The following is a 26,091-nucleotide window of genomic DNA, read 5'->3' as shown; positions in this document are numbered from 1 at the left end:
GTTTTGGCCCCGTTCTCTGGCGAGAACCTGGTTGTTAGCGCCTTTGGCGCGGGTTTGAAAGGCATTTGATACCGGCGGTGGCCGGAGCACCCTACTTTCTTTGCTTCGCCAAAGAAAGTAGGCAAAGAAAGGCGACCCTGGCTTGGCGGCCCTCCGGGCTTCCCTCAGTCGGTCGGGAGCCTAAGGTCTCCCTCCACTCCTTCGGCGCTGAGCCTTGACGGGGAAAAAGTCAAAAAGAACGGCAACGGCAAGATCAAAGGCAACAGCAACAGCAACAGCAACAGCAACATTGGGATAGGTGCAATGACACAAAGACTTGCTGGCAAAACGGCTTTCCTCACGGCGGCCGGTCAGGGTATGGGCCGGGCGGCGGCGTTGGCGTTTGCACAAGAGGGCGCGCAGGTGTGGGCCACGGATATCAATGCTGAGGCACTGGCAACGCTGGATCACCCAGGCATCCGCACCCGCGTGCTGGATGTGCGCAATAGCGCCGAGGTTGCGCTGGCTGCGGCAGATATCGGCCCGGTCAATGTGCTGTTCAACTGCGCCGGCTTTGTCCACAACGGCAGCATCTTGCAATGCAGCGAGGACGATTGGGATTTCAGCGTCGATCTGAACCTGAGCAGTATGTTCCGCGTTACCCGGGCGTTTTTGCCGGGGATGCTGGAACACGGTGGCGGGGCCATCATCAACATGGCGTCCATGGCGTCCAGCCTGAAAGGGTTCCCCAACCGCTTTGTGTACGGCACCACCAAAGCCGGGGTGATTGGCTTTACCAAGGCCGTGGCGGCAGATTTTGTGAAACAGGGTATCCGCTGCAACTGTATTTGTCCGGGCACGGTGGATACCCCTTCCCTGCGTGGCCGCATTGCCAGCGCGGCAGACCCGGTGCAGGCAGAAAAAGACTTTATTGCCCGCCAGCCCATGGGCCGGCTGGCGACCGTCGACGATATCTCCCCCTTGCTGGTGTACCTGGCCAGCGACGAATCGAAGTTTGTCACCGGCGCGGCGTTGTCGGTGGATGGCGGCGTCACGATCTAGGTGTGAGGCGTAAGGAGGAAGGGGTAAAACCTTGAAAACCAACCCGTCACCGATGACAAGTTGAATTGGAATAAACAAGGAACGAGCGGAGCACACCAGGAGTGATGCACACGGTAAACCAGCCTGGCACGCAGGCTTTTACACCTCACTCCTCCCGCCTCACCCCTCACAGGAAACACCCATGGCTTCAGTTACGTTGCATCAGGTTAAAAAGAGCTACGGCGATACCGCCATCATCCACGGCGTGGATCTGGCAATTGCGGATGGCGAATTCGTCGTGCTGGTCGGGCCGTCGGGCTGTGGCAAATCCACGCTATTGCGCATGCTGGCGGGGCTGGAGGAAATCTCCGGCGGGCAGATCCGCATTGGCAATCGCGTGGTCAACGGCTTGCCGCCGCGCGATCGGGATATCGCCATGGTGTTCCAGAATTACGCCCTCTACCCGCATATGACGGTAGGGGAAAACATGACCTTTGCACTGCGGCTTAAAAAACAGCCCGAAGATGAAATCAAGCGTCGGCTGGACCAGGCTGCGGCCATGTTGGGGCTAAGCCATTTGCTGGAACGCTTTCCACGCCAGTTATCTGGTGGGCAGCGCCAGCGCGTGGCCATGGGCCGGGCCATTGTGCGTGATCCGCAGGTGTTTCTGTTTGATGAGCCCTTATCCAACCTGGATGCCAAATTGCGCGTGCAGATGCGCGCGGATATCAAGGCGCTGCACCAGCAACTGAAAACCACGTCGGTGTATGTCACCCACGACCAGATTGAAGCCATGACCATGGCAGACCGGATTGTGGTGCTGCATGACGGTCTGATTGAGCAAGTCGGCACCCCGCTGGAACTGTACGACAACCCGGCCAACAAGTTTGTCGCGGGGTTTATTGGCTCGCCCTCCATGAATTTCCTGCCGGGTACGCTGCGCCACGCGGCAGGCGGCACGGTGATTGATCTGGAGGACGGCCAGCACTGGCAAGTCAGCGCGCAGGAAATCGGCGCGGTCGGGCAAAAGGTGTGGCTGGGCTTGCGGCCAGAACACCTGCAAGTGATTGACGGGCACGGTCTGAATGCCACGGTCCGCGTCATTGAACCCACCGGCGCGGATACGCACCTGATCATGAAACTGGGCCAGACCGAGTTGTGCGCCACGGTACGCGACCGCATCAGCGCAGCGGCTGGCCAGGTGTTGCAACTGAGCCCGCAGCCGGGCAAAGCGTATTTGTTTGATCACGCCACCGAAGCGCGCATTGCGCTGACGGCAGAGGCCGCCGCGCCAGAGGTGGTGCAATGAAAGTCACCGACCGGCGCGTATTGGGGCGCAGCGGCATTCAGGTGACTGCCTTTGGCCTGGGCGGTGCGCCGCTGGCCGGGTTGTACCACGATGTCAGTGAGCCTGATGCCCGCGCGGCAATTGATGGCGCGTGGGATGCCGGCCTGAGGTATTTCGATACCGCGCCTTACTACGGCTATACGAAGTCGGAACATCGCTTTGGTCACGCGCTGCGCGATCGGGCACGCGGTGAATTTGTGCTGTCGACCAAAGTGGGCCGACTGCTTAAACCGGGCAATCCGCAAAGCGACGAAAACGGCTGGGTGAACCCGTTGCCATTTGAACCGCATTACGACTACAGCTACACAGGCATCCTGCGCTCGTATGAAGACAGCCAGCAGCGGCTGGGCATGGCGCATATCGACATCCTGCTGATACACGACATTGGCCGGACCACGCATGGTGATCGGCATGATCATTACTTCAACCAGCTCACCGCCGGCGGCGGTTTGCGCGCGCTGGCTGAACTGCGCAGCGCCGGGCAAATCCGGGCCGTCGGGCTGGGTGTCAACGAGTGGGAAATTGTCCACGACGTGATGCAGGTATTCGACCTGGACTGCTGCCTGCTGGCAGGCCGTTACACGCTGCTGGAGCAACAGACGCTCTCCCCCTTTCTGGAAAACTGTGTGGCACGCGGTGTCGGGATCATTCTGGGCGGGCCGTTCAACTCTGGCGTACTGACAGGTAACCGCAAATACAACTATGCCGATGCCCCGCCGCAGGTGCTGGAACGGGTTGCCGCACTCCAGGCGGTGAGTGATGAATTTGGGGTGCCGCTACCGGCCGCCGCCTTGCAGTTTCCGCTGGCGCATCCGGCGGTTGCCACCTGTATTCCCGGGGGCAAAACGCTGGCGCAATTGCAGCAAAACTGCGCCTGGTTTGAACACGCTATCCCCGCTGCTTTCTGGCAAACCCTCAAACAACGGGGCCTGTTGCATGAAGCCGCCCCCGTACCGGGCGAGGCGTGACCATGCGCATCGATGCCCATCAGCACTTCTGGGATTTGTCACTGGCCGGTTACGACTGGCCTACGCCCGATCTCACGGCCATTTACCGCAGCTTCCGGCCGCTGGACCTGCAGCCGCTGCTGGCCGCCAATGGCATTGCTGGCACGGTGCTGGTGCAAACGCGACCCTCCATTGTCGAGAACTTCTACCTGACCGATCTGGCCGCACGCTTCCCGTTCATTCTGGGGGTGGTGGGCTGGGTCGACCTGGCCGAACGGGAAGCCGCCATCCGTATTGCCAAATGGGCGGAACAAGACAAATTCAAGGGCGTGCGGCCCATGTTGCAAGCGCTGGACGATGAGCGCTGGATACTCCAGCCCAAACTGGAACCGGCCATCCGCGCCCTGATTGATCACGGTTTGAGCTTTGATGCATTGGTACTACCCCGGCACTTGCCGCATCTGGCGGTGTTTGCGCAGCGCTACCCGGAATTGCCCATTGTCATCGACCACGCCGCCAAACCGTACATTGCCAGGCAGATCATCGCGCCCTGGGGCGAGGACATCGCCGCGCTGGCCGCGCTACCCAATGTGCACGGCAAATTCTCTGGCCTTGTGACCGAAGCTGCCACCGACTGGCAGATCGATCACCTGCGCCCGTATAGCGAACATCTGCTGTCCCACTTTGGCCCGCAGCGGCTGATCTGGGGCAGCGATTGGCCGGTGTTGCGGCTGGCAGGCGATTACGCCGGCTGGTGCAACACCACGGATGAATTGCTCGCCACGCTGACACCCGCAGAGCGCGCAGCCATCCTGGGCGATAACGCCGTCGCCTTCTACCGGCTGGCGAGTTCGCCGCCGGACACCACAAAAGCATGAATGCAAACGACTCTGGAGGCCTGAGATGAAGAACTTTGTGACATCGCTGACGCTGTTATCGACCGTAGCTGGATCGCTGGTCATGCCCGCAGCCTGGGCAGGCCCGTATGACGGCTATACCCTGCGCGTAAAGCTGATTGGCGGCGAGCAGTACGAACCGCTGTATACGTTGATTCCGGAATGGGAAAAAAAGACCGGCGCCAAAGTACAGATTGTTTCGAGCAAGAGCCACTTTGAACTGGACCGGGAACTGAAGCAGGACATCGCCTCAGGCAAGATTGATTACTGTCTGTTCTCTAACCACACCAACTTTGCCGCCCAGTACGTCAGCATCACCCGTGACCTCAAACCGCTGGTGCCGGCTGACTTTGTGGCCAAGTTCTCGCCCCGGGTGATCCAGCAATCCACCATCAAGGGCAAGTTGCTGGAAATCCCGCGTCACTCCGACATCAGCGAGCTGTATTACAACAAAAAGGCCTATGACGATCCGGCCAACAAAGCCGCGTACAAGGCCAAATATGGCAAGGATCTGGCCCCGCCGCAAACCTGGGATGAAGTGGCCCAGCAGGCCAGATTCTTTGCCAAACCGCCCAATTTTTACGGCACACAATTTGCCGGTAAAGACGAAGCGATCACCGGCCGTTTTTACGAAATGCTGGTGGCCAACGGCGGGCAGTTGTTCGACAAAAATTTCAAACCCACCTTCAACAGCCCGGCCGGTGTGAAGTCACTGAGCTGGTTTGTGGATTTGTACAAATCCGGTGCGGTGCCCAAAGGCTCACCCAACTATGTGTGGGATGACCTGGGCAACGGCTTTGCCAGCGGCACAGTGGCGCTGGATCTGGACTGGGGCGGCTGGGCCAGCTTCTTTAACGACCCCAAGAGCAGCAAGGTGGCCGGCAATGTCGGCATTATCCGCGCCCCCAAGGGCACCTCCGGCAAGCGCACGGGCTGGTCTGGTTCGCACTCTTTCTCGGTGACCCAGTCTTGCGACAACCCCAAGGCGGCTGCGGATTTCCTGATGTTCATCACCGGCTTTGACGCCCAGATGCTGGAAGCCCGCCGTGGCCTGATGCCCACCCGGCTGGACGCCCAGCAAGCTGCCCTGGCCGAGTTCAAAGCCAAAAACGAGACGTACCTGACCGATGTGTTCAACACCTTTGCCGCCGGCATGCGCGAGGATTCTTTCACTCCGCCGCTGATCCCGGAATGGGTTGAGGTTTCCAACAGCATCTGGCCAGAACTGCAAAAGGCCATTGTCGGTGACAAGACCAGCAAACAAGCGCTGGACGATGCGGCGAAGAAGGTTGAGGCGTTGATGGATGACGCCGGGTATTACAAGTGACGGTGTGAGGTGTGAGGTGTGAGGTGTGAGGTGTGAGGTGTGAGGTGGTCAGATTATGCGTGCCACCTCGCCTCGCACACCACTACTTCGTCATTCCGGCCCTGAGCCGGAATCCAGCACGGCCACCGCAGGTGGCCTTCCTGGGCAAGAACACCAAGGTCAGCGCCTGCGGCGCAATTGTTTAGAACTGGATTCCTGCTTTCGCAGGAATGACGATGCAGTGGAATAACCAGCGAGGTAGCCCGGATGAAGCGCAGCGCAATCCGGGGTGACGATACTGGCTAGAACCTGTAAGCAACGCAAACCCGGATTTCCGCCTTCGGCCTCATGGGGCCGCCGAGGTCCGGACTACGACGTAACGACATAGACCAACCGGGCCTCAAGCCATGAACCTGTTGCGAAAACTCCCGCCAGAAGCGCGCCTGTTGTTGCCGGCATTCATCGTCATCTTGCTGGTGGTGGCGGTGCCGCTGCTGTTCTCGCTCTACACCAGCTTCACCAGTTACCGGCTGGTGCGGCCGGAGACGATCTGGAACGTGGTCTGGTTCAAAAACTACATCAAACTCTTTGGCTCCAGCGATTTCTGGTGGGCCTTTGGCCGCACGGTGCTGTTTCTGACCGTGGTGCTTAACCTGGAAATGCTGTTTGGCCTGGCGCTGGCCTTGCTGGTCAACCAGGTCACGCGCGGGCAACGCCTGCTGCGCACCATCATGATGTTCCCCATGATGTTTTCGCCGGTGCTGGTGGGTTTTCAGTTCAAGTTCATGTTCAACGACAACATCGGCATCGTGAACCATATCTTGCAAAACTGGTTCGGCGTTACCCAGGCCATTCCGTGGCTGGTGGAAAGCCACCTGGCGTTCTTTTCCCTGGCGTGTGCCGAAATCTGGAACTCCACCGCCGTCTTTGCCATTTTGCTGCTGGCCGGCTTGATGGCCATGCCGCAAGACCCGCTGGAAGCCGCGCGAGTGGATGGCTGCACGCCGTGGCAGGCATTCCGCCATGTCACGCTGCCGTTTCTGATGCCGTTTGTGTACATCGCCATGACCATCCGCTCGCTGGATGTCGGGCGCGCGTTCGATATCGTCAAGATCATGACCAATGGCGGCCCGGCTGGCCGTACCGAACTGATCTGGACCCTCTCCGCCCGCGCTGGTTACGAAGACGCGCGCATGGGCTACGCCAACGCCATGTCTTATGTGGCCGTACTGTTGTCGATTGCCTTTACCGTGCATTTCTTTCGCAAACTCAATGCCTCCCGGCAGTTCCTGAACGAAGTGGATGCCTGACATGACCCAGTCTGCCCTTGCTGTTGATCGCAACCCGATACTGGCACGCACGCTGGAAACCGCCCCACCCGGCGGCGCGCTGCCAGAACTGTCCAGGCTGGAAGATGAACCGGTCAAAGAACCCTGGCTGCCCACCGCGCTGCTGCTGCGCTGGGGCGTGCGCGCCTGTGTGTTCATCGCCATGTGCCTGATCATGCTGCCCGGTTTGTGGGTCATGCTGAACGCTTTCCGTACCAACGTCGCCATCCTGGCGCGGGACAGAATTTTTGCCGCCACCAGCTACACCCTGGATAACTTTCGCGACGTGTTCGGCATGGGCGATACGGCGGGGATTCCGGTCAAGGCGTATTTTGTGAATTCACTGGTGATCTCCGTGACCAGCACGGTGATTGCCATCGCCATCGGGCTGGCCGGTGGCTATGCCTTTGCCCGCTACAAATTCCGTTTCAAGAAAACGCTGTTTGTCGGCCTGATGCTCAGCCGCGCCGTGCCGGGCATTGCGCTCTCATTGCCGGTGTTCATCCTTTGGTCCTGGTTAGGGCTGATTGATACCAAGGTCGGCACCATCATTGTCTACGTGGCCATGAACGTGCCATTTTCGGTCTGGCTGATTGACGGGTTCTTCCGGCAGATCCCCAAAGAACTGGCGGAAGCCGCTGAGATAGATGGCTGCACCCGTTGGCAGGCGTTCTGGCAGGTGGAGTTTCCCATGGCCAAATCCGGCATCGCCTCCGCCGCCATCTTTGCCTTTCTGACCGCATGGAACGAGTTCGCCCTCGCCTCGCAACTGACCCGCAGCACCGACACCAAAACCCTGCCGGTGGGGCTGATGGACTTTACCGCGCAATTCACCATCAACTGGGCCGGCATGTGCGCGCTGGCGGTCATCATCATCATCCCCGCGTTGATCCTGACCTTTATCGTGCAAAAGCATCTGATTGCCGGGCTGACGTTTGGCGGCGTAAAGGGGTAAACGCATGCAACGCATGGGGATGGTGATTGGCATCAAGCCGGAACACATTGCCGAGTACAAACGGCTGCATGCCGCCTGCTGGCCAGAGATTCTGGCAGGACTGACGGCGGCCCATGTGCACAACTACAGCATCTTTTTGCGCGAACCCGAGAGCCTGTTGTTTGGTTATTGGGAATACCACGGCACGGACTTTGCGGCGGATATGCAGTCCATCTCTGATCAGGATGTAACAAGACGCTGGTGGGCGCTGTGCTCGCCTTGCCAGGTGCCGCTGGCAAGCCGTGGTGCGGGTGAGCATTGGGCGGGGATGGAGTTGGTGTTTCATCTGGATTGAGGTGTGGCCGGCACGGCACTCATGCCCCCAAAGGGGCCGTCCCGGCCCCGACTGGATTCCTGCTTCCGCAGGAATGACGAGGTAGTGGATAAGCAACCCGCCCAATCCTGAGTACAGACGGTGTGGGTGGTTGCTGTTGACCTTCTCCCCCTTTCAGGGACTTTTCCGATTGGGGGAGGGAGACCTTAGGCTCCCGACTGATTGAGGGGGCCGCCGAGGCTGGCGAGACAAAGAAAAGAAGGGTGCTCCCGGGCACCCCCGGGTATGTAAATGCTTTTACTCGCGCCGAAGGCGCTAATAACCGTCTTTCGCAAAAAGGCAAAGCCACATCACCATGGCCAAAATCACCTCCATCCACATCCACCTCATCAACCTCCCCCCCAAAACAATCAGAACGGATGCCATCCAGTCCTTCGTCACGCAAGAAACCCCCATCGTCCGCATCGTCTGCGACGATGGCTCAGAGGGCATCGGCTACAGCTACACCATCGGCACTGGCGGCTCATCCGTCATCGCCCTGCTCAAAGATCACCTGGCGCCACAACTGATTGGCAAAGACCCCACCCGCATCGAAGCCATCTGGCGCGATCTGCTGTTCCACACCCACGCCACCGCCGTCGGCGCCATCACCAGTCTGGCGCTGGCCGCTATCGACACCGCCCTGTGGGACTGGCGCGCCAAACGCGCGAGCTTGCCGCTGTGGCAATTGCTGGGCGGCGCCCAGGAACAAGTTCCGGTGTACACCACAGAAGGCGGCTGGTTGCAGTTGCCGCAAGCGGCGCTGGTGGAGCAAACCCTGGCAGCACAGGCCGCCGGCTTCAAGGGCGCCAAACTCAAGATCGGCAAGCCGCGCGCGGCAGAAGACGTTCGCCGCTTGCAGGCGGTGCGAGAGGCAGTGGGCGATGATTTTGAACTGATGGTCGATGCCAACCAGGCGTTTACCGTTTCTGAGGCACTGCGCCGGGCGGATGCGCTGGCACCGCTCAATCTAGCCTGGCTGGAAGAACCCCTGCCCGCCGATAACCTGGCTGGGCATAGCCAACTGGCTGCACACAGCCGTATCCCCATTGCGGTGGGCGAATCGCTCTACAGCCCCGGTCAGTTTGCCGATTATGTTGCGCAGCAGGCGTGTTCCATCGTCCAGGTGGATGTCGCCCGTGTGGGCGGCATTACGCCATGGCTGAAAGTGGCGCAAATGGCCGCCTGCCACAACCTGGCGGTGTGTCCGCACTTTTTGATGGAATTACATGTGAGCTTGTGTTCTGCCATGCCCAACGCGACATGGCTGGAATACATTCCACAACTGGATGATGTGACGACCCAGCCGATCCGGATTGTTGACGGCATGGCGATGCCGCCTGCTGAGGCGGGGTTGGGGGTTGGGTGGGATTGGGCGGAGGTCGAGAAACGGTGCCTGGTAAAAACTGCGATCTCTTGATTTTGTTAGCTTTTTAGCGCCTGCGGCGCAGTGTTTGCAACCCGGCAGTGGCCGGAGCACGTCACTTTCTTTGGGGCCGCCGAGGTGCTTCGCCACCTCCGCGGCCCCAAAGAAAGTAACCAAAGAAAGGCGACCCCAGCGACAGCGCCCTGCGGGTTCCCTGTGCTTCTCGTGAGGGCCGGCTGTCTCCAGCCCCGCTGCCACTGTCATCCGATGGGATGATCGATTTTGTGGGGGTACCCCCGAGGGGCAGGAACTCGCTTCGCTCAAACACCCCTCGTCGAAACCCCGGGGCACTCTGCGATGCTCGGCGCTATCGGAGGAAAAAAACAAAAACAACCCCAACTGCCAACCACAACGGCTAAACCCAACGACCAAACCAACCGGAAACCCAAGATGAAACTACTGCGTTACGGCCCGATCGGCCAGGAAAAACCCGCTGCGCTGGATGCCGATGGCCAACTGCGCGATCTGTCCATGCTGTTGCCAGATATCACCGGCAAACAGCTTGATCCCGTCACCCTCAATGCACTGGATGCCATCGATCTCAGCCGTTTACCCGCCGTCGATCAAAATGTGCGCATCGGTTGCCCGGTGGCCGGCGTGGGCAAGATCATCTGCGTGGGGTTGAACTATGCCGACCACGCGCGTGAATCGGGGCTTGAGCCACCGCCAGAGCCGGTGCTGTTCATGAAACCGGCCTGTTCCATCGTCGGCCCTAACGACAATGTGATCATCCCGCGTGGCTCGGTCAAAACGGACTGGGAAGTGGAATTGGGCGTGGTCATCGGTACGGCGGCCAGTTATGTCGATGAGGCTGATGCGCTCAATTACGTTGCCGGCTACGTGGTCATCAATGACGTCTCAGAACGCGAGTTCCAGCTGGAACGTGCCGGCCAGTGGGATAAGGGCAAGGGCTGCGATACGTTCTCTCCCATCGGCCCCTGGCTGGTCACGCGTGATGCTGTGGCCGATCCGCATCAGTTAAACCTGTGGCTGGAAGTCAACGGCCGCCGCGTGCAAGACAGCAGCACCGCCCAGTTCATCTTTGGCATTCCCAAGCTGGTGTCGTACATCAGCCAGTTCATGACGCTCTACCCCGGCGACATCATCAGCACCGGTACACCGCCCGGCGTGGGTTTGGGGCAAAAGCCGGCGCCGTGGTATCTCAGGCCGGGTGACACCATGCGGCTGGGCATTGCCGGGCTGGGCGAGCAACAACAAACGCTGGCGGCCTGGACGCGCTGACGTTCCGGCGGGCCAGCCGGTATACTGCTGACCCGCCAGCCCGGCTATGATCGGAGCTGGCCCACCCGACAAAGCCCGGCGCACGCATGACCTGGACCCAACTGCTTGATATCAGCTTGCATATAGACCAGCACCTGGGTGGGCTGATTCTGCAATACGGCGCCGCGGTGTACGCGCTGCTGTTTGCCATTGTGTTCTGTGAGATTGCCTTTCTGCCCTTGTTCTTTCTGCCGGGTAATCCGCTGATCATGTTGTGTGGCGCGTTTTGTGCGCGCGGACTGTTGAGTTTGCCGGTGATGATCCCGCTGCTGTTTGCCGCAGTGGTGCTGGGCAGCCTGGTCAACTATCGCATTGGCAGAAAACTCGGCTACACCTTGCTGGCCAAAGACCACGCCTGGCTGGACCGATCTGCCCTGCAAAAAGCACACGCATTTTATGAAAGCCGCGGCGGCGTCACCTTTCTGATCTCGCCTTTTCTGGGCATGATCCGCACGCTGGCGCCGTTTGTGGCCGGCATGAGCGCCATGACCCCGCGCCGCTTTGTGCTTTATGTGGCGGGCGGCGGCGCGCTGTGGAGCGGCAGCCTTGTGACCGCCGGTTATTTCTTTGGCAATGCGCCGTTCCTGCGCGACCATATGGGCACGCTGACGATTTTGGGTGTGGCATTAGGCCTGGGTGCGCTGGTGGTCAGCAGCGGCTGGCGCTTGATCAAAACGCGCTTGCGCTGAAAACCAGCGCCCCACAAAAAAGCCCGCTTTTGCGGGCTTTTTTGTGGGTAACGGCTTACTTTGCGCACTCGGTCGCCGGCACCAGTTGCGCTGCCACGGTCTGGTGTGCCGGGGCGCGGCGCAGGGTATAGAACGCCACCAGCCCCGCCGCCAGCGTCAAGCCCGCCAGCACCCAGGTCACCAGATGAAAAGCCTCGCCATACAGTCGCAACCAGTTGTGGTGCGTGACGCCCGGCAAAATATGGCTGGCCCCGGCCAGATCGCCTGCCGCCAGGGCGTTACCCAGGTCCACCACCGGTAGTGTGCCGCTGACATGCTGCGTGATCACCATTTGCAACAGGCCGGCCAGCACGGCGGCAACCACGGCCAATGCGATGGATTCACTGGCCAGCCGTACCGTGGCAAAGAACCCGGCAGCCATACCGGCGCGCTCTTTGGGTACGACGCTGATGGCCAGATCATCCATCAAGCCCCACGGCAAACTGGCGCCAAAACCAATCAGCAACAGTGGCCAGACAAACTGGGCGTGCGCGGCGCCTGGTGCAATTTGCCCCAACCAGACAAGGCCCACCGCAGAGAAGGTAAAGCCGATCAGGCACAGTGTGCTGGCGGCAACCCAGCGCGTCGCCAGTGCGCCAAGCAGTGGCACGATCAGCATCGGCGCAGAGAGCGGCACCATCATCAAACCGGCAGTGACCGGGTTGTAGCCTTCAATACCAATGAAGCGTACCGGCAGCATCACCAAGGGCACCACAAAGCTGAAGGCCGTACCGGAAGGCAATGCTTGTGCGCCAATAAACCGCGCATTGCGGAACAAGGAAAGATCCAGCATCGAACGCGGATGGGTGCGTTCCACCTGGATAAACACCACCAGCGCGGCCACCGCGCCCCCCAGCATCAGCAGGGTCGGCCAGCTAGCCCAGCCGCTTTGCGGGCCTTGCAAAATACCCAGTGTCAGCAACAACAGTGTGGCGGTAAAGGTCACGGTGCCCCAGACGTCTACGCCTTTGGCATTGGGGTCGCGGGATTCGGGCATGCGCGGCACACCAAACAACAACACCAGGATCGACATCACCACGCAGGTGAGAAAAATGGCGCGCCAACCAACACGGTCAATCAGAAAGCCGGCCCACAAGGGCCCCACCGCCAGGCCAGCACCAAAACTGGTGCCCAACAATGAATAGGCATGCGTGCGCGCCGGGCCATCAAATACATGAGCCAAAGAGGCTGAACCCCCGGCCATGGCCATGGCCGCTGCCACGCCCTGCAAGGCGCGCAGCACGTTCAGGGTCAATAGATCCGGCACAAATACCTGCGCCAAAGAGATCAACCCGAACGCAGTGACGCCCAGAGCGAACATGCGTTTGCGGCCAAAGCGATCTGCCAGCGCGCCTGCCGCCATAACGGCACTGCCAAACGCCAGAATAAACGCGTTTACCACCCAGCCCAGCGAGAGCGCGTTGCCGCCCAGATCATGACTGATGGCAGGCAAGGCAATGCCGGGCGCAGTAAATGCCAGCGGCATCATCATGCCGGCAAGGCACACGGCCGCCAGCACCAGCCATTGACCGTGGGGGTGATCCTGTATGGGGTTGTCCATGGTTTCTCCGGGAATGCGTGAGGATGGCGCCAGACCATCTGTAAGCCAGGCTTGAAAGGCTGGTCCGGCGTCGCCATAATTTTGTAGTGATCGACACAAATATATTTGCGGCATACAAATGCTGCTGTCAACCACTTTATGTATTGATCAATACAGAATTCAGGACCAACGGATATGGCAGAACGAGGCCGCCCCCGCTGCTTTGATCGTGAAGCGGCGCTGTACAAGGCAATGGATGTGTTCTGGCGCAACGGCTATGAAGGCGCGTCGCTGGCGCAGCTGACCGAGGCCATGGGCATCAATTCGCCCAGCCTGTACGCCACGTTTGGCTCAAAGGAAGATTTGTACAAAGAGGCAGTCGAACAGTACGACGCCAATGAAGGGGCTGAGATCAACGCCAGCCTGAGCGCGGACACGGATATCCGCACCGCGCTTTATAACGTCATGCGTATTACCGCTGAATATTTCTCTGATCCGGACAAGCCAGCGGGCTGCATGGTGCTGTTATCGGCGCTGAACTGTACGCCAGAGAACGCCAGTGTGGCGCAGCATATGTGCGACCTGCGCAAGCGCTCTACCAACCTCTTGCGGCAACGGCTACTGCGGGCGCAGCAGTCCGGCGAAATAGCCGCCAGTGCCAATATCGAGCAGCTGACCGCCTTCATGACCAGCGTGCGCCAGGGGATGTCTATCCAGGCCCGGGATGGGGCGGATCGTGACGTGCTGATGGGCATCGCCAATGCCACGCTGATTGCGTGGGACGCGCTCTGTAGCGCGCCACCCACGTCAGCCTGAGGAACACTGCAACGACGGTCTCAATACGGGATCAGTGCAGAATCTGCTGGCGCATGCCGATGTCGGTCACCATGCCGTCGTCGTTCATGCGGACAAACATGCCCAGCAAGCGCTCGGCATCGGCCTGGAGCGAGGAATCCATCCGGGCCAGGTCACCCTGATGCAACCAGCGGATACCAAATGCCGCATCTTCCCGGGCCTGTTGCACCAGGTGTTCAATGATGGCAGCCGGCACGCGCAGTACTTGTTTGTGAATGGCGGCAGAGTCGGTCATACGAAAACGGGTACGGGTTTGCATGGCTGGTTCCTCGTGTAGAACAATCGTTCTATACATTCTTAACCAGTCATTCCCCATGCCGCAAGCATTATTTTCCGGATTTACTTTTATTTATTTAACATACTGATTTTTATTGATATTTATTTTCATAATCCAGTATGAAAAACCGCAAAATACGCCCATTGCCGAACCCGTTGCCCGTGAGCGCGCAGCTTGTTCTGACGAACCCCCGTTCTACACCCAGACCAATACGGCGTACCGCCAAATCAGCTACGGATACTGCGTTTCCAGGCCGCCGGGCTGACGCCCACAAAGGATTTGAACACCCGCGTGAAGTGGCTTTGGTCAGCAAAACCGCAACTGATGGAAATTTCCGCCAGGGTGGCTTCCGTACCATTCAACAGCGCTTTGGCGCGTTCAATCCGGTGCCGCAGCATCCACCGGTGCGGCGGATCACCGGTACTGGCTTTGAAAGCCCGAATAAAATAGCTGACGGATAAGCCACTGGCGGCGGCCAGCATTTTGAGCGAAACGTCCTCATCAAGCTGCGAGGCCATGGCCTCGGTCGCACGCTTGAGTTGCCAGGGCGCCAGCATGCCGGGCCGCTCTTTGGACGCACGCATACCGCCAAACTGCTGCGCAAAGTAGGTATACGCCGCCAGCATGATGTGTTCGGCGTACATGGCGCTCACTTCGTGCGGGCGCTCCAGTGCCGGTAGCAGCGCGCTGCCCAGGTGCCAGACGGTGTCATCGATCACGCCACCAGGCGGGCAATACAGGTGATCCACCCGTGCCACCGCCGTTTCGTCGGCAATTTCGTTCAACGCCGTTTGCGGAATGGTGAACATCAGATTGTCAAACGGGCTGATCAGATTGGCGCAGGGTAATTCCAGGTGATTGACGATGCTGGTAGTGCGCTCCGGATAAGAACCTCGATGAATGCAGCGGCCATCCAGAAACAGCTCTCTTTGTTTTTGCTCACGCAATTGCAACATGACCGAAAACACCGCATCGCCCTGCGGCGGCGTCACCAGGCCGTGCCCGGGGGTATCCCGGCGCAGGCGTGACACCAGCAGGCGTGAGGTTTTGGGGCCCCGGGTGATAAGTTGCGACACCGAGTCCGCCTTGAACTTTTCTACAAAGTTGCGGCTGTAACCTAGATCGGATTGCACGTTTTGCTCCTCATGGAGAAGTCCCGCTCCCAACCGGGCACATCAGCTTACCGTGATCTGTCTATTAGCAAACAAATAATTGACTAAAGCATAAATCCACCCTGGCTTGGCGGGTCTTGAATGTTCTTATCCTTTTTAGTCTGAAATTGCGGCATTTCGGCCACAGGGGGCCCAATCGCATCCAGACAACGCGAAAAAAGGCGAATTTTCGCCAGGAAACACATTAATCGAGCAAGATGCGCCGCTTTCACGATGCTTTGATGCGATCACCTAACGAAAGGAGGATCGCAATGAAACGCGCATTCACGCTGCTGGCTGCCCTGCTGGCCCTCTCTGCCACGGCATGGGCAGATTCAACGACGTTCCCCAGTACTTTCCGGACCCAGGAGATCGCCACCAATGGCACCACCATCCACGTGCGGGTGGGTGGCAGCGGCCCGGCCGTGGTGTTGCTGCATGGTTATGGTGATACCGGCGATATGTGGGCACCGCTGGCCGCAGAATTGATGCGGGACCACACGGTGATTGCGCCGGATTTGCGTGGCATGGGTTTGTCTGCGGTCGCGACGGCGGGCTTCACCAAGAAGAATGAAGCTGAAGATGTGGCCGGCGTGCTGGACGCGCTCAAGGTGCAACAGGCCGTAGTGGTCGGCCATGACATTGGCAATATGGTTGCGTTTGCTTTTGCCGAATCCCACCCCGACCGCACCACCCGCCTGATCATGATGGATGCCCCGGTGCCCGGCGTGGGCCCGTGGGATGACATCCTCAAGACGCCGTTGTTGTGGCATTTCCATTTCGGCGGGCCGGATATGGAACGCCTTGTGGCCGGGCGCGAACGCATTTATCTGGATCGGTTCTGGAATGATTTCTCTGCCGACCCGGCGCATTTTCCGGAAAGCTCACGCCGCCACTATGCCGCCCTCTATGCCCAGCCGGGACGTATGCACGCCGGTTTCCTGCAATTTGCCGCGTTTGATCAGGATGCGATCGACAACCGGCAATCGGTCGCTCGTGGCCGCTTGCAAATGCCAGTGTTGGCTATTGGCGGCGATCATTCCTTCGGCACCACCATGGCCTATGTCATGCGCTTTGCCGCAGACAATGTGCAGCAAGTTGTCGTCGCTGATTCTGGTCATTGGCTGATGGAAGAACAGCCCGCACAGACCGTCGCAGCTATCCGCCGCTTTATCGACCAGCCTGCCGGTCAGTGCCGCTAACGCCTTTCACGCCTTGAGGAGAACATGATGACTTCCTACGCCAAGCCCCGCGACGCTGCCGACGATCACCTGATCACGCCACACAACGCCGCCATCCTGATCATTGATTTCCAGCCCGTCCAGGTGTCTTCCATTGCTTCGCGCTCCAAGCGTGAGCTGGTCGCCAACATTACCGCGCTGGCCCGGATTGCCAAACTGTATGAGATGCCGGTGGTACTGACCTCAGTCAACGTCAAGACCGGTCGTAACCAGCCCACCATCCACCAGATCACCGATGTGCTGACCGGCGTGGAGGTGCTTGATCGCACGTCCATCAACGCATGGGAAGACGAGGATTTTAACCGCGCAGTCAAAGCGACCGGCCGCAAGAAGCTGATCATGGCGGCATTGTGGACCGAGGTCTGCCTGGTCCACCCCGCACTGGATGCGCTGCACGAAGGCTTTGAGGTTTACCCGGTGGTCGATTGCGTCGGCGGCACCTCGCTGGAAGCGCATCAGGCCGGTCTGCAACGGCTGATTCAGGCCGGTGCCCAGCCGACGTCCTGGGTGCAATTGATTTGTGAATTGCAGCGGGACTGGAACCGGGAAAAAACCGTCCCCGGTTTTGCCGACATTCTCTTTGCGATTGAAGGCCACTGAACGTGGCGGGCACGCGAGAAGAAACCATTCGCGGCGGTGCAGGCGCGTTGTATGTCCGCGCCTGGTTGCCCGATGAGCCGCCGCGCGCGCTGGTCGCCTTTTGCCACGGGTTTAACGCGCATAGCGGGTATTACCCATGGGTGGGCGAGCAGTGCGCCGCAGCAGGTTATGCCGCCTGCGCGGTGGATCTGCGCGGGCGCGGAAAATCGGGGGGCGTGCGCTATTACGTTGAGCACTTTGACGACTATGTCAGTGATCTGGCGGCGCTGGTGGCGCATGCCAGGACACTGGTGCCCGCCGTGCCGCTATTTGTGCTGGGCCACAGTGCCGGCGGCGTCATCGCCTGCCTGTATGCGCTGGAGCATGGCGCAGAACTGGCGGGGCTGATTTGTGAAGACTTCGCCTTTGAGGTGCCCGCACCGGACTTTGCCTTGCAAGTGCTCAAAGGCATCAGCCATCTTGCCCCGCGGGCGCGGGCACTGCGTTTGAAGAACGCGGATTTTTCCCGTGACCCGAACGTGCTGCAAACCATGAACGACGATCCCTTGATTGAGGGAGAGGCACAACCTTTTGCAACCGTGGCGGCGCTGGTGCGGGCCAATGAACGCCTGAAACAATCCTTCCCGTCACTGGTTCTACCGCTGCTGATTTTGCATGGCACGGCCGACAATGCGGCCCGGCCCAGCGGGAGCGAGTATTTTTTTGAGCGCGCTGGCGCGCAGGACAAAACCCTCCAGCTCTATGAGGGGCGCTTGCATGATCCGCTCAACGATATCGGTAAGGCCGAGGTGATGGCTGACGTGCTGCGCTGGATCGCCGCACGAACACCGTCGGCCCCGGTTTGACCAGCCCCCGGTGTTTAGTCTGATGGCGTTGCCGACCAGCGCCGGGGACGCCGGAATATCGCTCGCCACCCGCGCAGCACCCAGCCCGGTGCCAGATAAACCTTGCCGGCGGGGATGGCCACGGTCACCAGAGTGCCCTCACCCGGCCGGGTTTCAATGAAGAGCACGCCACCCAGTTTTTGTGCGCGCTCGCGCATGCCGGGAATACCCCAATGGCCTTCTCGCTGGTTGTGCAGCAATTCAAGCTCTGAAATCCCGCGCCCGCCATCCCGCACTTCGCAAATCAGAAAGCGCCGGCTGTAGTTGACCTGAACCTCGATAAATTGTGCGCCAGCATGGCGGGCCGCGTTGATGAGCGCCTCCCGCACAATGGCAAAAAGCTCGGCCGCAGCGCCCTGGCGCAAGGGCTGGCTTTGCGCGCTGCTGGTGACAAAAATGTCTATCCCGTACTGCCGGGTCAGGTGCGTTGCCAGTTCAGTCAGCGCGTGCGGTAACTCGTGTTTGAGTTCGCTGCCGCTGCGCAGGTCACGCACCTGGTCGCGGCCCTGGCTGAGCAACAATTCGGCGTGATTGAGCGAGTCTTCGATCATGGCCTCGCCGCGCTCAAAATCCGTACGCATATAACGGGTGGCGGTGTTCACGCTAAGGATCAGCCCCTGCACGCCTTGCAGCAGCGTGTCATGTAGCGCCCGCGCAATGCGTTCTCGTTCTTGCACCCGTTCATGGATGCGCTCACGCATGCGCGTGGTCAGGGAACGCACCCGCCACAGATACAGCAAACCGCCCAGCGCCAGAAAGACAATCACCATCAAGGCAATAAACCAGCGGCTCTGGATAAACGTGGGCGGAATATAAAAATCGACGCTGGCGCCCTGGGCGTTCCAGACATCATCTTCGTTGGCCGCCATCACGGTGAAGCGGTAATTGCCAGGGGCCAGATTGGTATAAAACGCTTCCCGACGGTTGCCCGCGTCTTGCCAAAGGCTATCCACCCCGGTGAGCTGATATTTGAAGTGCATGCGCTGCGGCAAGGTCAGACCCAGCGCGGTAAAACTGATCTGCACATTGCGGGTGTTCTTGGGCAGCGACACACTGTCATCGGCGTGATAAGTCAGATCGTCGGCCTTGAGCCGCGTGATATATACCGGCGGTACGGCGCTATTGCGGCGAATATGCGCGGGGTCCAGCCAGCCGACACTGTCATCCGTGGCATACCAGATCCGGCCATCGGAGGCCTCAATCAACGAGGACACCGGCCGCAGTTGCGCCGGGACCCCCACCAGACCATTGCGGTAATCAAAACGCTCCGCCGGAACTTCGGTCAGGCCGGCATTGAGCACTTTAGCGATAACGCTGGCATCGATGCGGTGCAGGCCATCCACGCCATACAACCAGAGTTCCCCCGTGGCCCGCTGCACAATGCCGGACACCCCGGCAAAGTTTCGGCCATCAGCGTCACGCAGTGGCACAAAGCTGTGTCCCACCAGACGCGCCACGCCGGTCTCGCCGCCGACCCACAGCACGCCGTTGCGCTCGTACAGGCTGAGGATATTGCCCAGACCCAGCCCGTCCCGCGATTCATAATTGACCACGTGATCGCCGTCGACCAGGGTGATGCGGCTTTCACTAAAACCTAGCCACAGCCGTTTTTTTGAATCCAGCAACATGGATGAGGGCGAAACATCCGGGATATCCAGCCGCCCAGCCCGCCTGCGCCACTCCCCATCCTGTAACAAGAACAACCCCAGCCGCGTGATCGACACCCAGACGCCGTTGCCGTTGGCAGCCGGGGCCATGGCCATGATGGGTTTGCCGGTCAGGTCTTTGGGCAAGGCCCAGAACTGCATTTCATCGCCGCGCTTGCGCCAGACGCCGGTTTCAGAACCAAACCACACCACGCCATCCGGCGCACGCACACTGGCAGTAATACTGGACAGACCGGAATAACTGAAATGCCCTTGCGGGTCGAGTTCCATCAGCGAGATATCGTGATCGCTGGTCACCCACACCTTGCCGTCTTCGCCCGCCGTCAGACCGGTTTGCGTGGTGCCAGGCGGCAGGACCACCTGGGTCAGGGTGCCCAGATACAGCCGATCCAGCCCGCCGGTGGTGCCCACCCAGATATTGCCTTCCCGGTCTTCCAGCAAATTACTGAGTACATGCTCGCCGCTCAGACCGTTTTGCACGGTGATGCGGGCCAGCGAGCGCATGGACTGCGGGTTTTCGACCAGCTCCATCGCGCCGATACGGCTGAGCAGCATCTGGCCGTTGTGCTGAAAATCGACCGAGAGCGGACCGCTGTTGCTGCCGGCGGGCAGGACCGGATCGAACGTTTTGCGCGCCCGGTCGTAATGCAGCAGCCCCAGTGATTTACCGGCAATCCAGATCTGCCCGTCCGGGCTGATGGACATGCTGGCATCAGGCGAGCGGTAAACCGTCTCAAAACGGGTGCCCCCGGGCGTGTTCACCTGGATATCGCCATAAGCGTTCACCCACAGCGAGCCATGCTGGTCGAAGAACATTTTGGTCGCTTGCGAGCCACCGTAGCCGCCATTGGGCCAGATATGTACCAGGCGCTGACCATCCAGCCGCCCTACGCCCGCATTGCCACCGATATACATTTTGCCGTCCGGCCCGCGCGCAAAGCCGAAGATGGTGCCGGGTGGCAAGCCATCCATCTCCGAAAAATGCCGCACGCTCTTGCCGTCAAACACACTGGCCTGGCCATATTGGTAGCCGATCCACAGCGTGTTGCCCTCGGCATACAGACTGGAAATCACGTTGGATTTGAGCGGATTGCCCCCCAGCGCGGTGATCTGCTCAAACTTGACGCCATCAAAGCGGAACAAGCCATTGGCCGAACCCAGCCACAACCAGCCATCCGCAGTCTGGGCAATGGCATTGATAAACCCCGGCGCGCCATCGACGTGTTTCCAGCCGGTGTGCTGGTACACCGTGGTGGTCAGATAGTTGTTTTCCTGTTGCGGCAAAAGCGTTGCGGCGGCTACCGGGCCGGCCAATACCGAGGCGCAACACAGCGCGACGCACCAGCGCCACAGCATCAACAAAACGGGTTGCTGGATCACCGTATCAGGCACACTGCACAGCTTGTGTTTTTGTAATGTGAATCGGCCATTCATGGTGAGCGGAAATCCTGATTAGCACGCCCATGACACGTTAGCGCGCACAGCAGTGTGCTGGTTTGGCAACTGGCGGAATATAGCGAGAAAGGGGGAATCTGGTTACAGATGCGACTGCATCCTGCCCCAATACGCGCCTGGACGAAAAACCCGCCATGCTGGCCGTTGGCAGAAAACAACAACGCCAGCCGGTGACCCGGTCTGGCGTGGCTTCATTTTATTTCATGCGCCCAATCCATCAGATTGCGCTGGCCAGCCCGGCGTGCTGCGGCGGCCGGGCCAGGTTCACCGGCACGTTGATCCCGGCACTGAGCACGGGTACGGCATGACGCAACCCCGGCACCCCGATCAGGCCACGGGCACGCGCAATGGCGACGGCTTCAGTCCGGGTCGCGGCCCGCAGCTTGGACAGAATGGCGCTGACGTGGGTTTTGATGGTGCCGGCAGAAATGCCCAGCGTCTCGGCAATGGCCTGATTGCCCATCCCCAGCGCCACGTTCTGCAAGACATCCATTTCGCGCTGGGTGAGTGACTCATGACCCAGGCTGTTCACCAGTTTCTGGGCAATGGATTTGCAGACATACGGGCTGCCTTCCACCAGTTTTTCCACCGCGTAAACCAGCTCCTGCGCGTCGCAACTGCACGTCATATAACCGTGCGCGCCCTGGCTCATGGCCTGGTGGACATCCCACTCCAGATCACGTGCGGTCATGACCATGACACGGGGCGCGCGGCTGGGATAATGGGCGCTGCCTTTATGGCGGCGAACAAATTCCATTGCGAAGTCATAGTCGGCGATCAGCACATCGGCTTTCATCATGTCCAGCGACCCGCCTGCACGCAACCGGGCCAGGATGCCGGGGTTGCCGGCAAGAATGGACATCAGTCCCCAGGCGATGACCGGGTCGCAGTGTGCGACTTCTACTTCAATTGACATATCGGCTCTCATGACACACTCCACTGATTTGAATACATTGCACGGGCTCCATCCAGAGGGCATGCAATCGAGGGATTCTGTTGATCCTGTCTCTGCTGCGCTGTTTGCTTGCCACGAACCGAAAGATACAGACTTGTATCAAGCCGCAAATCCCCGAAGCGAAGGCACTTGAAACCCCACGATCGTGCTAGTGGCCGCTGCCCGGTTTTCCCGGAGTGAACACGGGCAAGGCTTGCGCGCGAGTTTGCCCCGACGTCAGCAGACTATGCCCGGAGTGCCCTGGCAGCACCGGCGTCACGGTTTTGAGGTGTTGGCGATGTACCGCCATGTATCAGAGACAGTCACATTCCCCTGAAAGGGGTATGCCAATGTCCTGCGTCACGTGCAACACTACAGGCCGGGCGCTGGTACGCCCGTCAGAACTCTTTACCCGGCCACATTCAGGACGAACCATGAACGCCATTACCATCATGACGGTCGACGACCACCCGCTGTTGCGTGCGGGTATCAGCGGCGCGCTGGAATTTGAAGCGGACATGAAAGTAGTGGCCGAAGCCGGTAACGGCCTGCAGGCGGTAGAAATGTTTCGCCAGCATCGTCCGGACGTCACGCTCATGGATGTGCGCATGCCGGAAATGAACGGGATCAGCGCCATGACGCAGATCCGCAAGGAATATCCGGACGCCCGGATTGTGGTGCTGACGACCTATGAGGGCGACGTACAGGCCCTGCGTGCCATCAAGGCCGGTGCGGCGGGTTATTTGTTGAAAAGCATGCTGCGCAAAGAACTCATCGACACCATTCGTATGGTGCATGCCGGCCAGAAACGCATTCCGCCAGAAATTGCCAATGATCTGGCACACCATATGGCTGACGAAGCCCTGAGCACCCGCGAAGTAGACGTGCTGCGGCTGGCAGCGCTGGGTAAATCCAACAAGCGTATCGGCACCGAACTGTTTATCTCTGAAGAGACGGTCAAGTCGCACATGACCAATATTCTCTCCAAGCTCTCTGCCACCGACCGTACCCACGCGGTGACCATTGCACTCAAGCGCGGGATTCTTGATTTGCACTGACGCGTAAAACGACCGTGCTGGCTCATTGTTTGCCCAAACGGGACCAGACGGGTCCAGCCGCCAGAGATAGCCCGTTTGGCCCGTTTTGCGATCGCACATAAGTTTGATCAAACCAGCCGGAAAGCCCCATAGCATGCAGCTATGATGGGTGATGGTATTTTTGATTTCCCACGCAACTTCTGCGTGCCAATAATGGACACATAGAACTTACCGTTTTCAATCCACCTCAAACAAGCCACCTCAAAGGAAAGCGTCATGGAACTTCATCTGGGTATCCCTGAAAAAGACCGCAAGGAAATTGCCGACGGTTTGTCCCGCCTGCTGGCCGACACCTACACGCTCTATCTGCAGACGCACAATTTTCACTGGAACGTCACCGGCCCCATGTTCAACACGCTGCACCTGATGTTTGAAGGGCAGTACACCGAACTGGCACTGGCGGTAGACCTGATTGCCGAACGCATTCGTGCGCTGGGTTTTGTGGCGCCGGGTACTTACAGCGCATTTGCCAAACTGGCGCGGGTTGAAGTCGTGGAAAACGTGCCGGAAGCCACCGAGATGATCCGCATTCTGCTCAAAGGCCAGGAAACCGTGGTGCGCACCGCGCGTGAATTGCTTGATACCGTGGGTAATGTAAACGACCAGGCCACCGATGATCTGTTGACCCAACGCCTGCAAACGCACGAGAAAACCGCGTGGATGCTGCGCGCGCTGTTGCAGTAAGCCCAAGTAACACACACAAAAAAAGCCCCGCAATGCGGGGCTTTTTGTTTCTGGCGATCTCGATCGTTTACTCGTCGCCCACCAGGTCTTTGCGTAGTTGTTCCGGCACGTTGTAAAGCACGATGGTGTCGTTGCTCTTGTTGTAAATCACATCGCCCGAGCGGATGGCGCCGCGATCAAACTCCAGCTTCCAGCCCGGTGCCGTGGTCTTGAAGCGCTTGAGTGGCTTGATGGCGCGGCGGTCCGGCACAAAGCCATCGTTCAGTTGCAGGCTTTCGTCCGCCAGCGTTTCGCGCATTTTTTCCGGCTCATCCGGCCAGATTTTCTCGGCCACATCGGCAATGCTGACTGACCGGGCATCGTTGCCCAGTTCATCCAGATAACCGTGAGCACGTTCAAACAATTCATCGCGTGCGGCATGACCCAACTGGGTGGTCGCCACAAAGTTTTCCAGACCCTGCACCAGCTTCTGGGTTTCCTTGAGCGCCGTCACGACATCGTTGCAACCCAGAAACAGCTTGAAGTACGCGGCGACATCGCCGCGCCCTTTCAAAAAGCTCAGATAGCGATCCTGCCCTTTTTGCCACGCGGAGAGATCAACCCGGCCAGCCACGCGCAGGGTGTTCATATCCAGATGCAGCGAATCGGTAATGTGCATGCCATCGGTAATGGCGGTGCCCATGACTTCAGATACCAGTGCCACCAGCAAGAAGTCCGCTTCTTCGTCCCTGCCACGGGCAAACAGCACAAAACCACCGGTCGCCAGGGCTTCTTGTTCTGCACGCAGTTGCAACTGGGACATCATGCCGCGCGTGAGCGTGATGAAATCAATCGACTGATCAATCACATGCGCGCGCACCAGACCCGGCACGGCAAACTGGGTTTCATCTTCTTCAAACTTGCCAAAACCCTTGCCCAGCCGCGCCACATATTGCTGACACAGATGATCGACCAACCGCTGCCCTGCCGGCGTCACTGGCAATACCGCGTCGCGCAGGGCAACACTGGCCGGCCCGTTGGCCTCTTTGATAAGTTGATGAACGACCAGGTCACGGATGGTGACGGGTTGGGTAGACATAAAGCACCTGCGGTGAGAAACACGGATAGGGACAAGCTGCCCGGCGCACGCCAGACAGCCCGCCATTGTACCGTGTCACACCGGCAGTACCGGAGAATATTGCGGAGCAGAAAAGCGCAACGGTAACGCGCCAGGCAGCCGCAGTGCACCGGTCACTTGCATATCCACCAGCCGTTGTGCGCCGGCAAACTGTGCCAGGCGCGGGCCATCCCACACCATGCTGGTGGTGACGGAGACTTGCAACAAATCCCCGGTGGCAAAGTCGATAAAGATCAACCCGGCACGTGGTTCCAGCTGCAGGTTGCCCAGCGTGCGGAAATGAAAATTGCCCATGTAATCCGGCAAAGTCAGGCCGCCGGCATCATTCTGCGTAACAAACCCCGGCGCGCCACCGCGATGCGAAATATCGACACCTTGCCAGGGCCGCTCTGCGGCCGGGGCGACCAGGCAACTGGTGGCGATGAACAGTGTGTCCGCTTTGGCAATCAGCGCCCGGGCAGCGGCGTCCAGTTTATCCAGCCAGACCGGCGCACCGGGCTTGTGTTCTTCTGGTGCAAGAAAAACACTGTCCCGGCTCTGGATATATTTGGGGCAATTGCCAAAGGCCTGGTCGATGGCAATCACCCAACCCTCCCCCGTTAACGCGGCAACCTGCCCGTTAAGCCGGTTGCGCCGCCGCGTGGGCAGTTCTATACCCAGCACGCCAATGTGCGCGCCCACCGCCAGATGCTGCCCCAGCGGATCACCCGCAACAGGCCAGGCCTGCACCGCCAGGTGTGTCTCGTCCCGTGCTGTAACAAAGCCCGGTGGTGCGGCCAGGATAGACGCCCATGGCTGGCCGGCGGCATCGACACTGCCCACCATCAAAAACGGCAATTGCGGGTAAAAGTCCTGATGCTGTTGGGGCAAAAAACTGCGAATGGTGCGCTGGCCGATCAGCGCCATTTTGTCGCCCATCCCCAGTTGCGCCTGGATTTGCAACGACGCGCTGTGAAACGGTGATTCGGCTTTAGTCCAGCCCGCATCAGGAGTAGCCACGAT

The 26,091-nt window shown here is 59.5% G+C and carries 24 protein-coding genes; 17 read left to right on the top strand and 7 right to left on the bottom strand.

Annotated features, from left to right (window positions below):
• Positions 1-303 precede the first annotated feature (303 nt).
• From HNQ50_RS02490 to HNQ50_RS02440, 11 genes are all read left to right on the top strand, one after another.
• Positions 304-1,041 (top strand): SDR family oxidoreductase, encoded by a 738-nt coding sequence (locus tag HNQ50_RS02490; RefSeq protein WP_184097213.1) that lies wholly within the window; start codon positions 304-306, stop codon positions 1,039-1,041.
• A 181-nt stretch (positions 1,042-1,222) separates the two neighbouring features.
• Positions 1,223-2,329: an ABC transporter ATP-binding protein gene (locus tag HNQ50_RS02485; protein WP_184097211.1), complete on the top strand. Its 1,107-nt coding sequence runs from the start codon at positions 1,223-1,225 to the stop codon at positions 2,327-2,329.
• Complete coding sequence (locus HNQ50_RS02480; protein WP_184097209.1) at positions 2,326-3,336, top strand: aldo/keto reductase; 1,011 nt, start codon at positions 2,326-2,328, stop codon at positions 3,334-3,336. Before HNQ50_RS02485 ends, HNQ50_RS02480 begins: the two co-directional genes overlap by 4 nt.
• 2 nt (positions 3,337-3,338) lie before the next feature.
• Positions 3,339-4,193, top strand: a complete 855-nt coding sequence (locus HNQ50_RS02475) for an amidohydrolase family protein (protein WP_184097207.1) — start codon at positions 3,339-3,341, stop codon at positions 4,191-4,193.
• Between the two features lie 25 nt (positions 4,194-4,218).
• Positions 4,219-5,538 (top strand): ABC transporter substrate-binding protein, encoded by a 1,320-nt coding sequence (locus tag HNQ50_RS02470; protein WP_184097205.1) that lies wholly within the window; start codon positions 4,219-4,221, stop codon positions 5,536-5,538.
• A 386-nt stretch (positions 5,539-5,924) separates the two neighbouring features.
• Positions 5,925-6,827: a carbohydrate ABC transporter permease gene (locus HNQ50_RS02465; RefSeq protein ID WP_184097203.1), complete on the top strand. Its 903-nt coding sequence runs from the start codon at positions 5,925-5,927 to the stop codon at positions 6,825-6,827.
• Position 6,828: 1 nt separating this feature from the next.
• Positions 6,829-7,800 (top strand): carbohydrate ABC transporter permease, encoded by a 972-nt coding sequence (locus HNQ50_RS02460; protein WP_221302958.1) that lies wholly within the window; start codon positions 6,829-6,831, stop codon positions 7,798-7,800.
• Positions 7,801-7,804: 4 nt separating this feature from the next.
• Complete coding sequence (locus tag HNQ50_RS02455) at positions 7,805-8,134, top strand: L-rhamnose mutarotase (RefSeq protein ID WP_184097201.1); 330 nt, start codon at positions 7,805-7,807, stop codon at positions 8,132-8,134.
• Positions 8,135-8,468: 334 nt separating this feature from the next.
• Positions 8,469-9,572, top strand: a complete 1,104-nt coding sequence (locus HNQ50_RS02450) for a mandelate racemase/muconate lactonizing enzyme family protein (RefSeq protein ID WP_184097199.1) — start codon at positions 8,469-8,471, stop codon at positions 9,570-9,572.
• 396 nt (positions 9,573-9,968) lie between these two features.
• Positions 9,969-10,820, top strand: a complete 852-nt coding sequence (locus HNQ50_RS02445) for a fumarylacetoacetate hydrolase family protein (RefSeq protein ID WP_184097197.1) — start codon at positions 9,969-9,971, stop codon at positions 10,818-10,820.
• 86 nt (positions 10,821-10,906) lie between these two features.
• Entirely contained in the window at positions 10,907-11,548 is a 642-nt protein-coding gene (locus HNQ50_RS02440; RefSeq protein WP_184097195.1) for a VTT domain-containing protein, read from the top strand.
• A 55-nt stretch (positions 11,549-11,603) separates the two neighbouring features.
• Here HNQ50_RS02440 and HNQ50_RS02435 read toward each other — a convergent pair whose 3' ends face one another.
• Entirely contained in the window at positions 11,604-13,148 is a 1,545-nt protein-coding gene (locus tag HNQ50_RS02435; protein WP_184097193.1) for an MFS transporter, read from the bottom strand.
• Positions 13,149-13,322: 174 nt separating this feature from the next.
• On the opposite strand from HNQ50_RS02435, the gene HNQ50_RS02430 reads away from it, so the two are divergent.
• Positions 13,323-13,943, top strand: a complete 621-nt coding sequence (locus HNQ50_RS02430; RefSeq protein WP_184097191.1) for a TetR/AcrR family transcriptional regulator — start codon at positions 13,323-13,325, stop codon at positions 13,941-13,943.
• 31 nt (positions 13,944-13,974) lie between these two features.
• Here the strand turns inward: HNQ50_RS02430 and HNQ50_RS02425 are convergent, their stop codons facing one another.
• A complete protein-coding gene (locus tag HNQ50_RS02425) occupies positions 13,975-14,241 on the bottom strand; it encodes a hypothetical protein (protein ID WP_184097189.1) in 267 nt (88 codons plus the stop codon).
• A gap of 245 nt (positions 14,242-14,486) precedes the next feature.
• On the bottom strand, positions 14,487-15,392 hold the full coding sequence (locus tag HNQ50_RS22445) for a helix-turn-helix domain-containing protein (RefSeq protein WP_184097187.1): 906 nt from the start codon (positions 15,390-15,392) through the stop codon (positions 14,487-14,489).
• A gap of 290 nt (positions 15,393-15,682) precedes the next feature.
• Between HNQ50_RS22445 and HNQ50_RS02415 the strand changes: the two genes are divergently transcribed.
• The 3 genes from HNQ50_RS02415 to HNQ50_RS02405 are packed head-to-tail and all read left to right on the top strand — an operon-like array spanning position 15,683 to position 18,096.
• Complete coding sequence (locus HNQ50_RS02415; RefSeq protein ID WP_184097185.1) at positions 15,683-16,612, top strand: alpha/beta fold hydrolase; 930 nt, start codon at positions 15,683-15,685, stop codon at positions 16,610-16,612.
• A 24-nt stretch (positions 16,613-16,636) separates the two neighbouring features.
• Positions 16,637-17,251 (top strand): hydrolase, encoded by a 615-nt coding sequence (locus tag HNQ50_RS02410; protein ID WP_221302957.1) that lies wholly within the window; start codon positions 16,637-16,639, stop codon positions 17,249-17,251.
• A gap of 2 nt (positions 17,252-17,253) precedes the next feature.
• Positions 17,254-18,096, top strand: a complete 843-nt coding sequence (locus tag HNQ50_RS02405; RefSeq protein WP_221302956.1) for an alpha/beta hydrolase — start codon at positions 17,254-17,256, stop codon at positions 18,094-18,096.
• A gap of 14 nt (positions 18,097-18,110) precedes the next feature.
• Here HNQ50_RS02405 and HNQ50_RS02400 read toward each other — a convergent pair whose 3' ends face one another.
• Together HNQ50_RS02400 and HNQ50_RS02395 are read right to left on the bottom strand one after the other, a co-directional pair.
• Positions 18,111-21,236: a ligand-binding sensor domain-containing protein gene (locus HNQ50_RS02400; protein ID WP_184097171.1), complete on the bottom strand. Its 3,126-nt coding sequence runs from the start codon at positions 21,234-21,236 to the stop codon at positions 18,111-18,113.
• 238 nt (positions 21,237-21,474) lie between these two features.
• On the bottom strand, positions 21,475-22,173 hold the full coding sequence (locus HNQ50_RS02395; RefSeq protein WP_184097169.1) for a response regulator transcription factor: 699 nt from the start codon (positions 22,171-22,173) through the stop codon (positions 21,475-21,477).
• A 452-nt stretch (positions 22,174-22,625) separates the two neighbouring features.
• On the opposite strand from HNQ50_RS02395, the gene HNQ50_RS02390 reads away from it, so the two are divergent.
• On the top strand, positions 22,626-23,249 hold the full coding sequence (locus HNQ50_RS02390; RefSeq protein WP_184097167.1) for a response regulator: 624 nt from the start codon (positions 22,626-22,628) through the stop codon (positions 23,247-23,249).
• Positions 23,250-23,504: 255 nt separating this feature from the next.
• Positions 23,505-23,972, top strand: coding sequence for a Dps family protein (locus HNQ50_RS02385; RefSeq protein ID WP_184097165.1), 468 nt, complete (start codon positions 23,505-23,507; stop codon positions 23,970-23,972).
• 67 nt (positions 23,973-24,039) lie between these two features.
• Here HNQ50_RS02385 and HNQ50_RS02380 read toward each other — a convergent pair whose 3' ends face one another.
• Complete coding sequence (locus HNQ50_RS02380) at positions 24,040-25,050, bottom strand: nucleoid-associated protein (protein WP_184097163.1); 1,011 nt, start codon at positions 25,048-25,050, stop codon at positions 24,040-24,042.
• Between the two features lie 75 nt (positions 25,051-25,125).
• Entirely contained in the window at positions 25,126-26,088 is a 963-nt protein-coding gene (locus tag HNQ50_RS02375) for a pyridoxamine 5'-phosphate oxidase family protein (protein ID WP_221302955.1), read from the bottom strand.
• Between the last annotated feature and the right edge of the window lie 3 nt (positions 26,089-26,091).

Source organism: Silvimonas terrae (assembly GCF_014202765.1).
GTDB lineage: Bacteria > Pseudomonadota > Gammaproteobacteria > Burkholderiales > Chitinibacteraceae > Silvimonas > Silvimonas terrae.
Note: the sequence above shows the minus strand (reverse complement) of the source record. Positions and strands in the feature narration are given on the sequence as shown.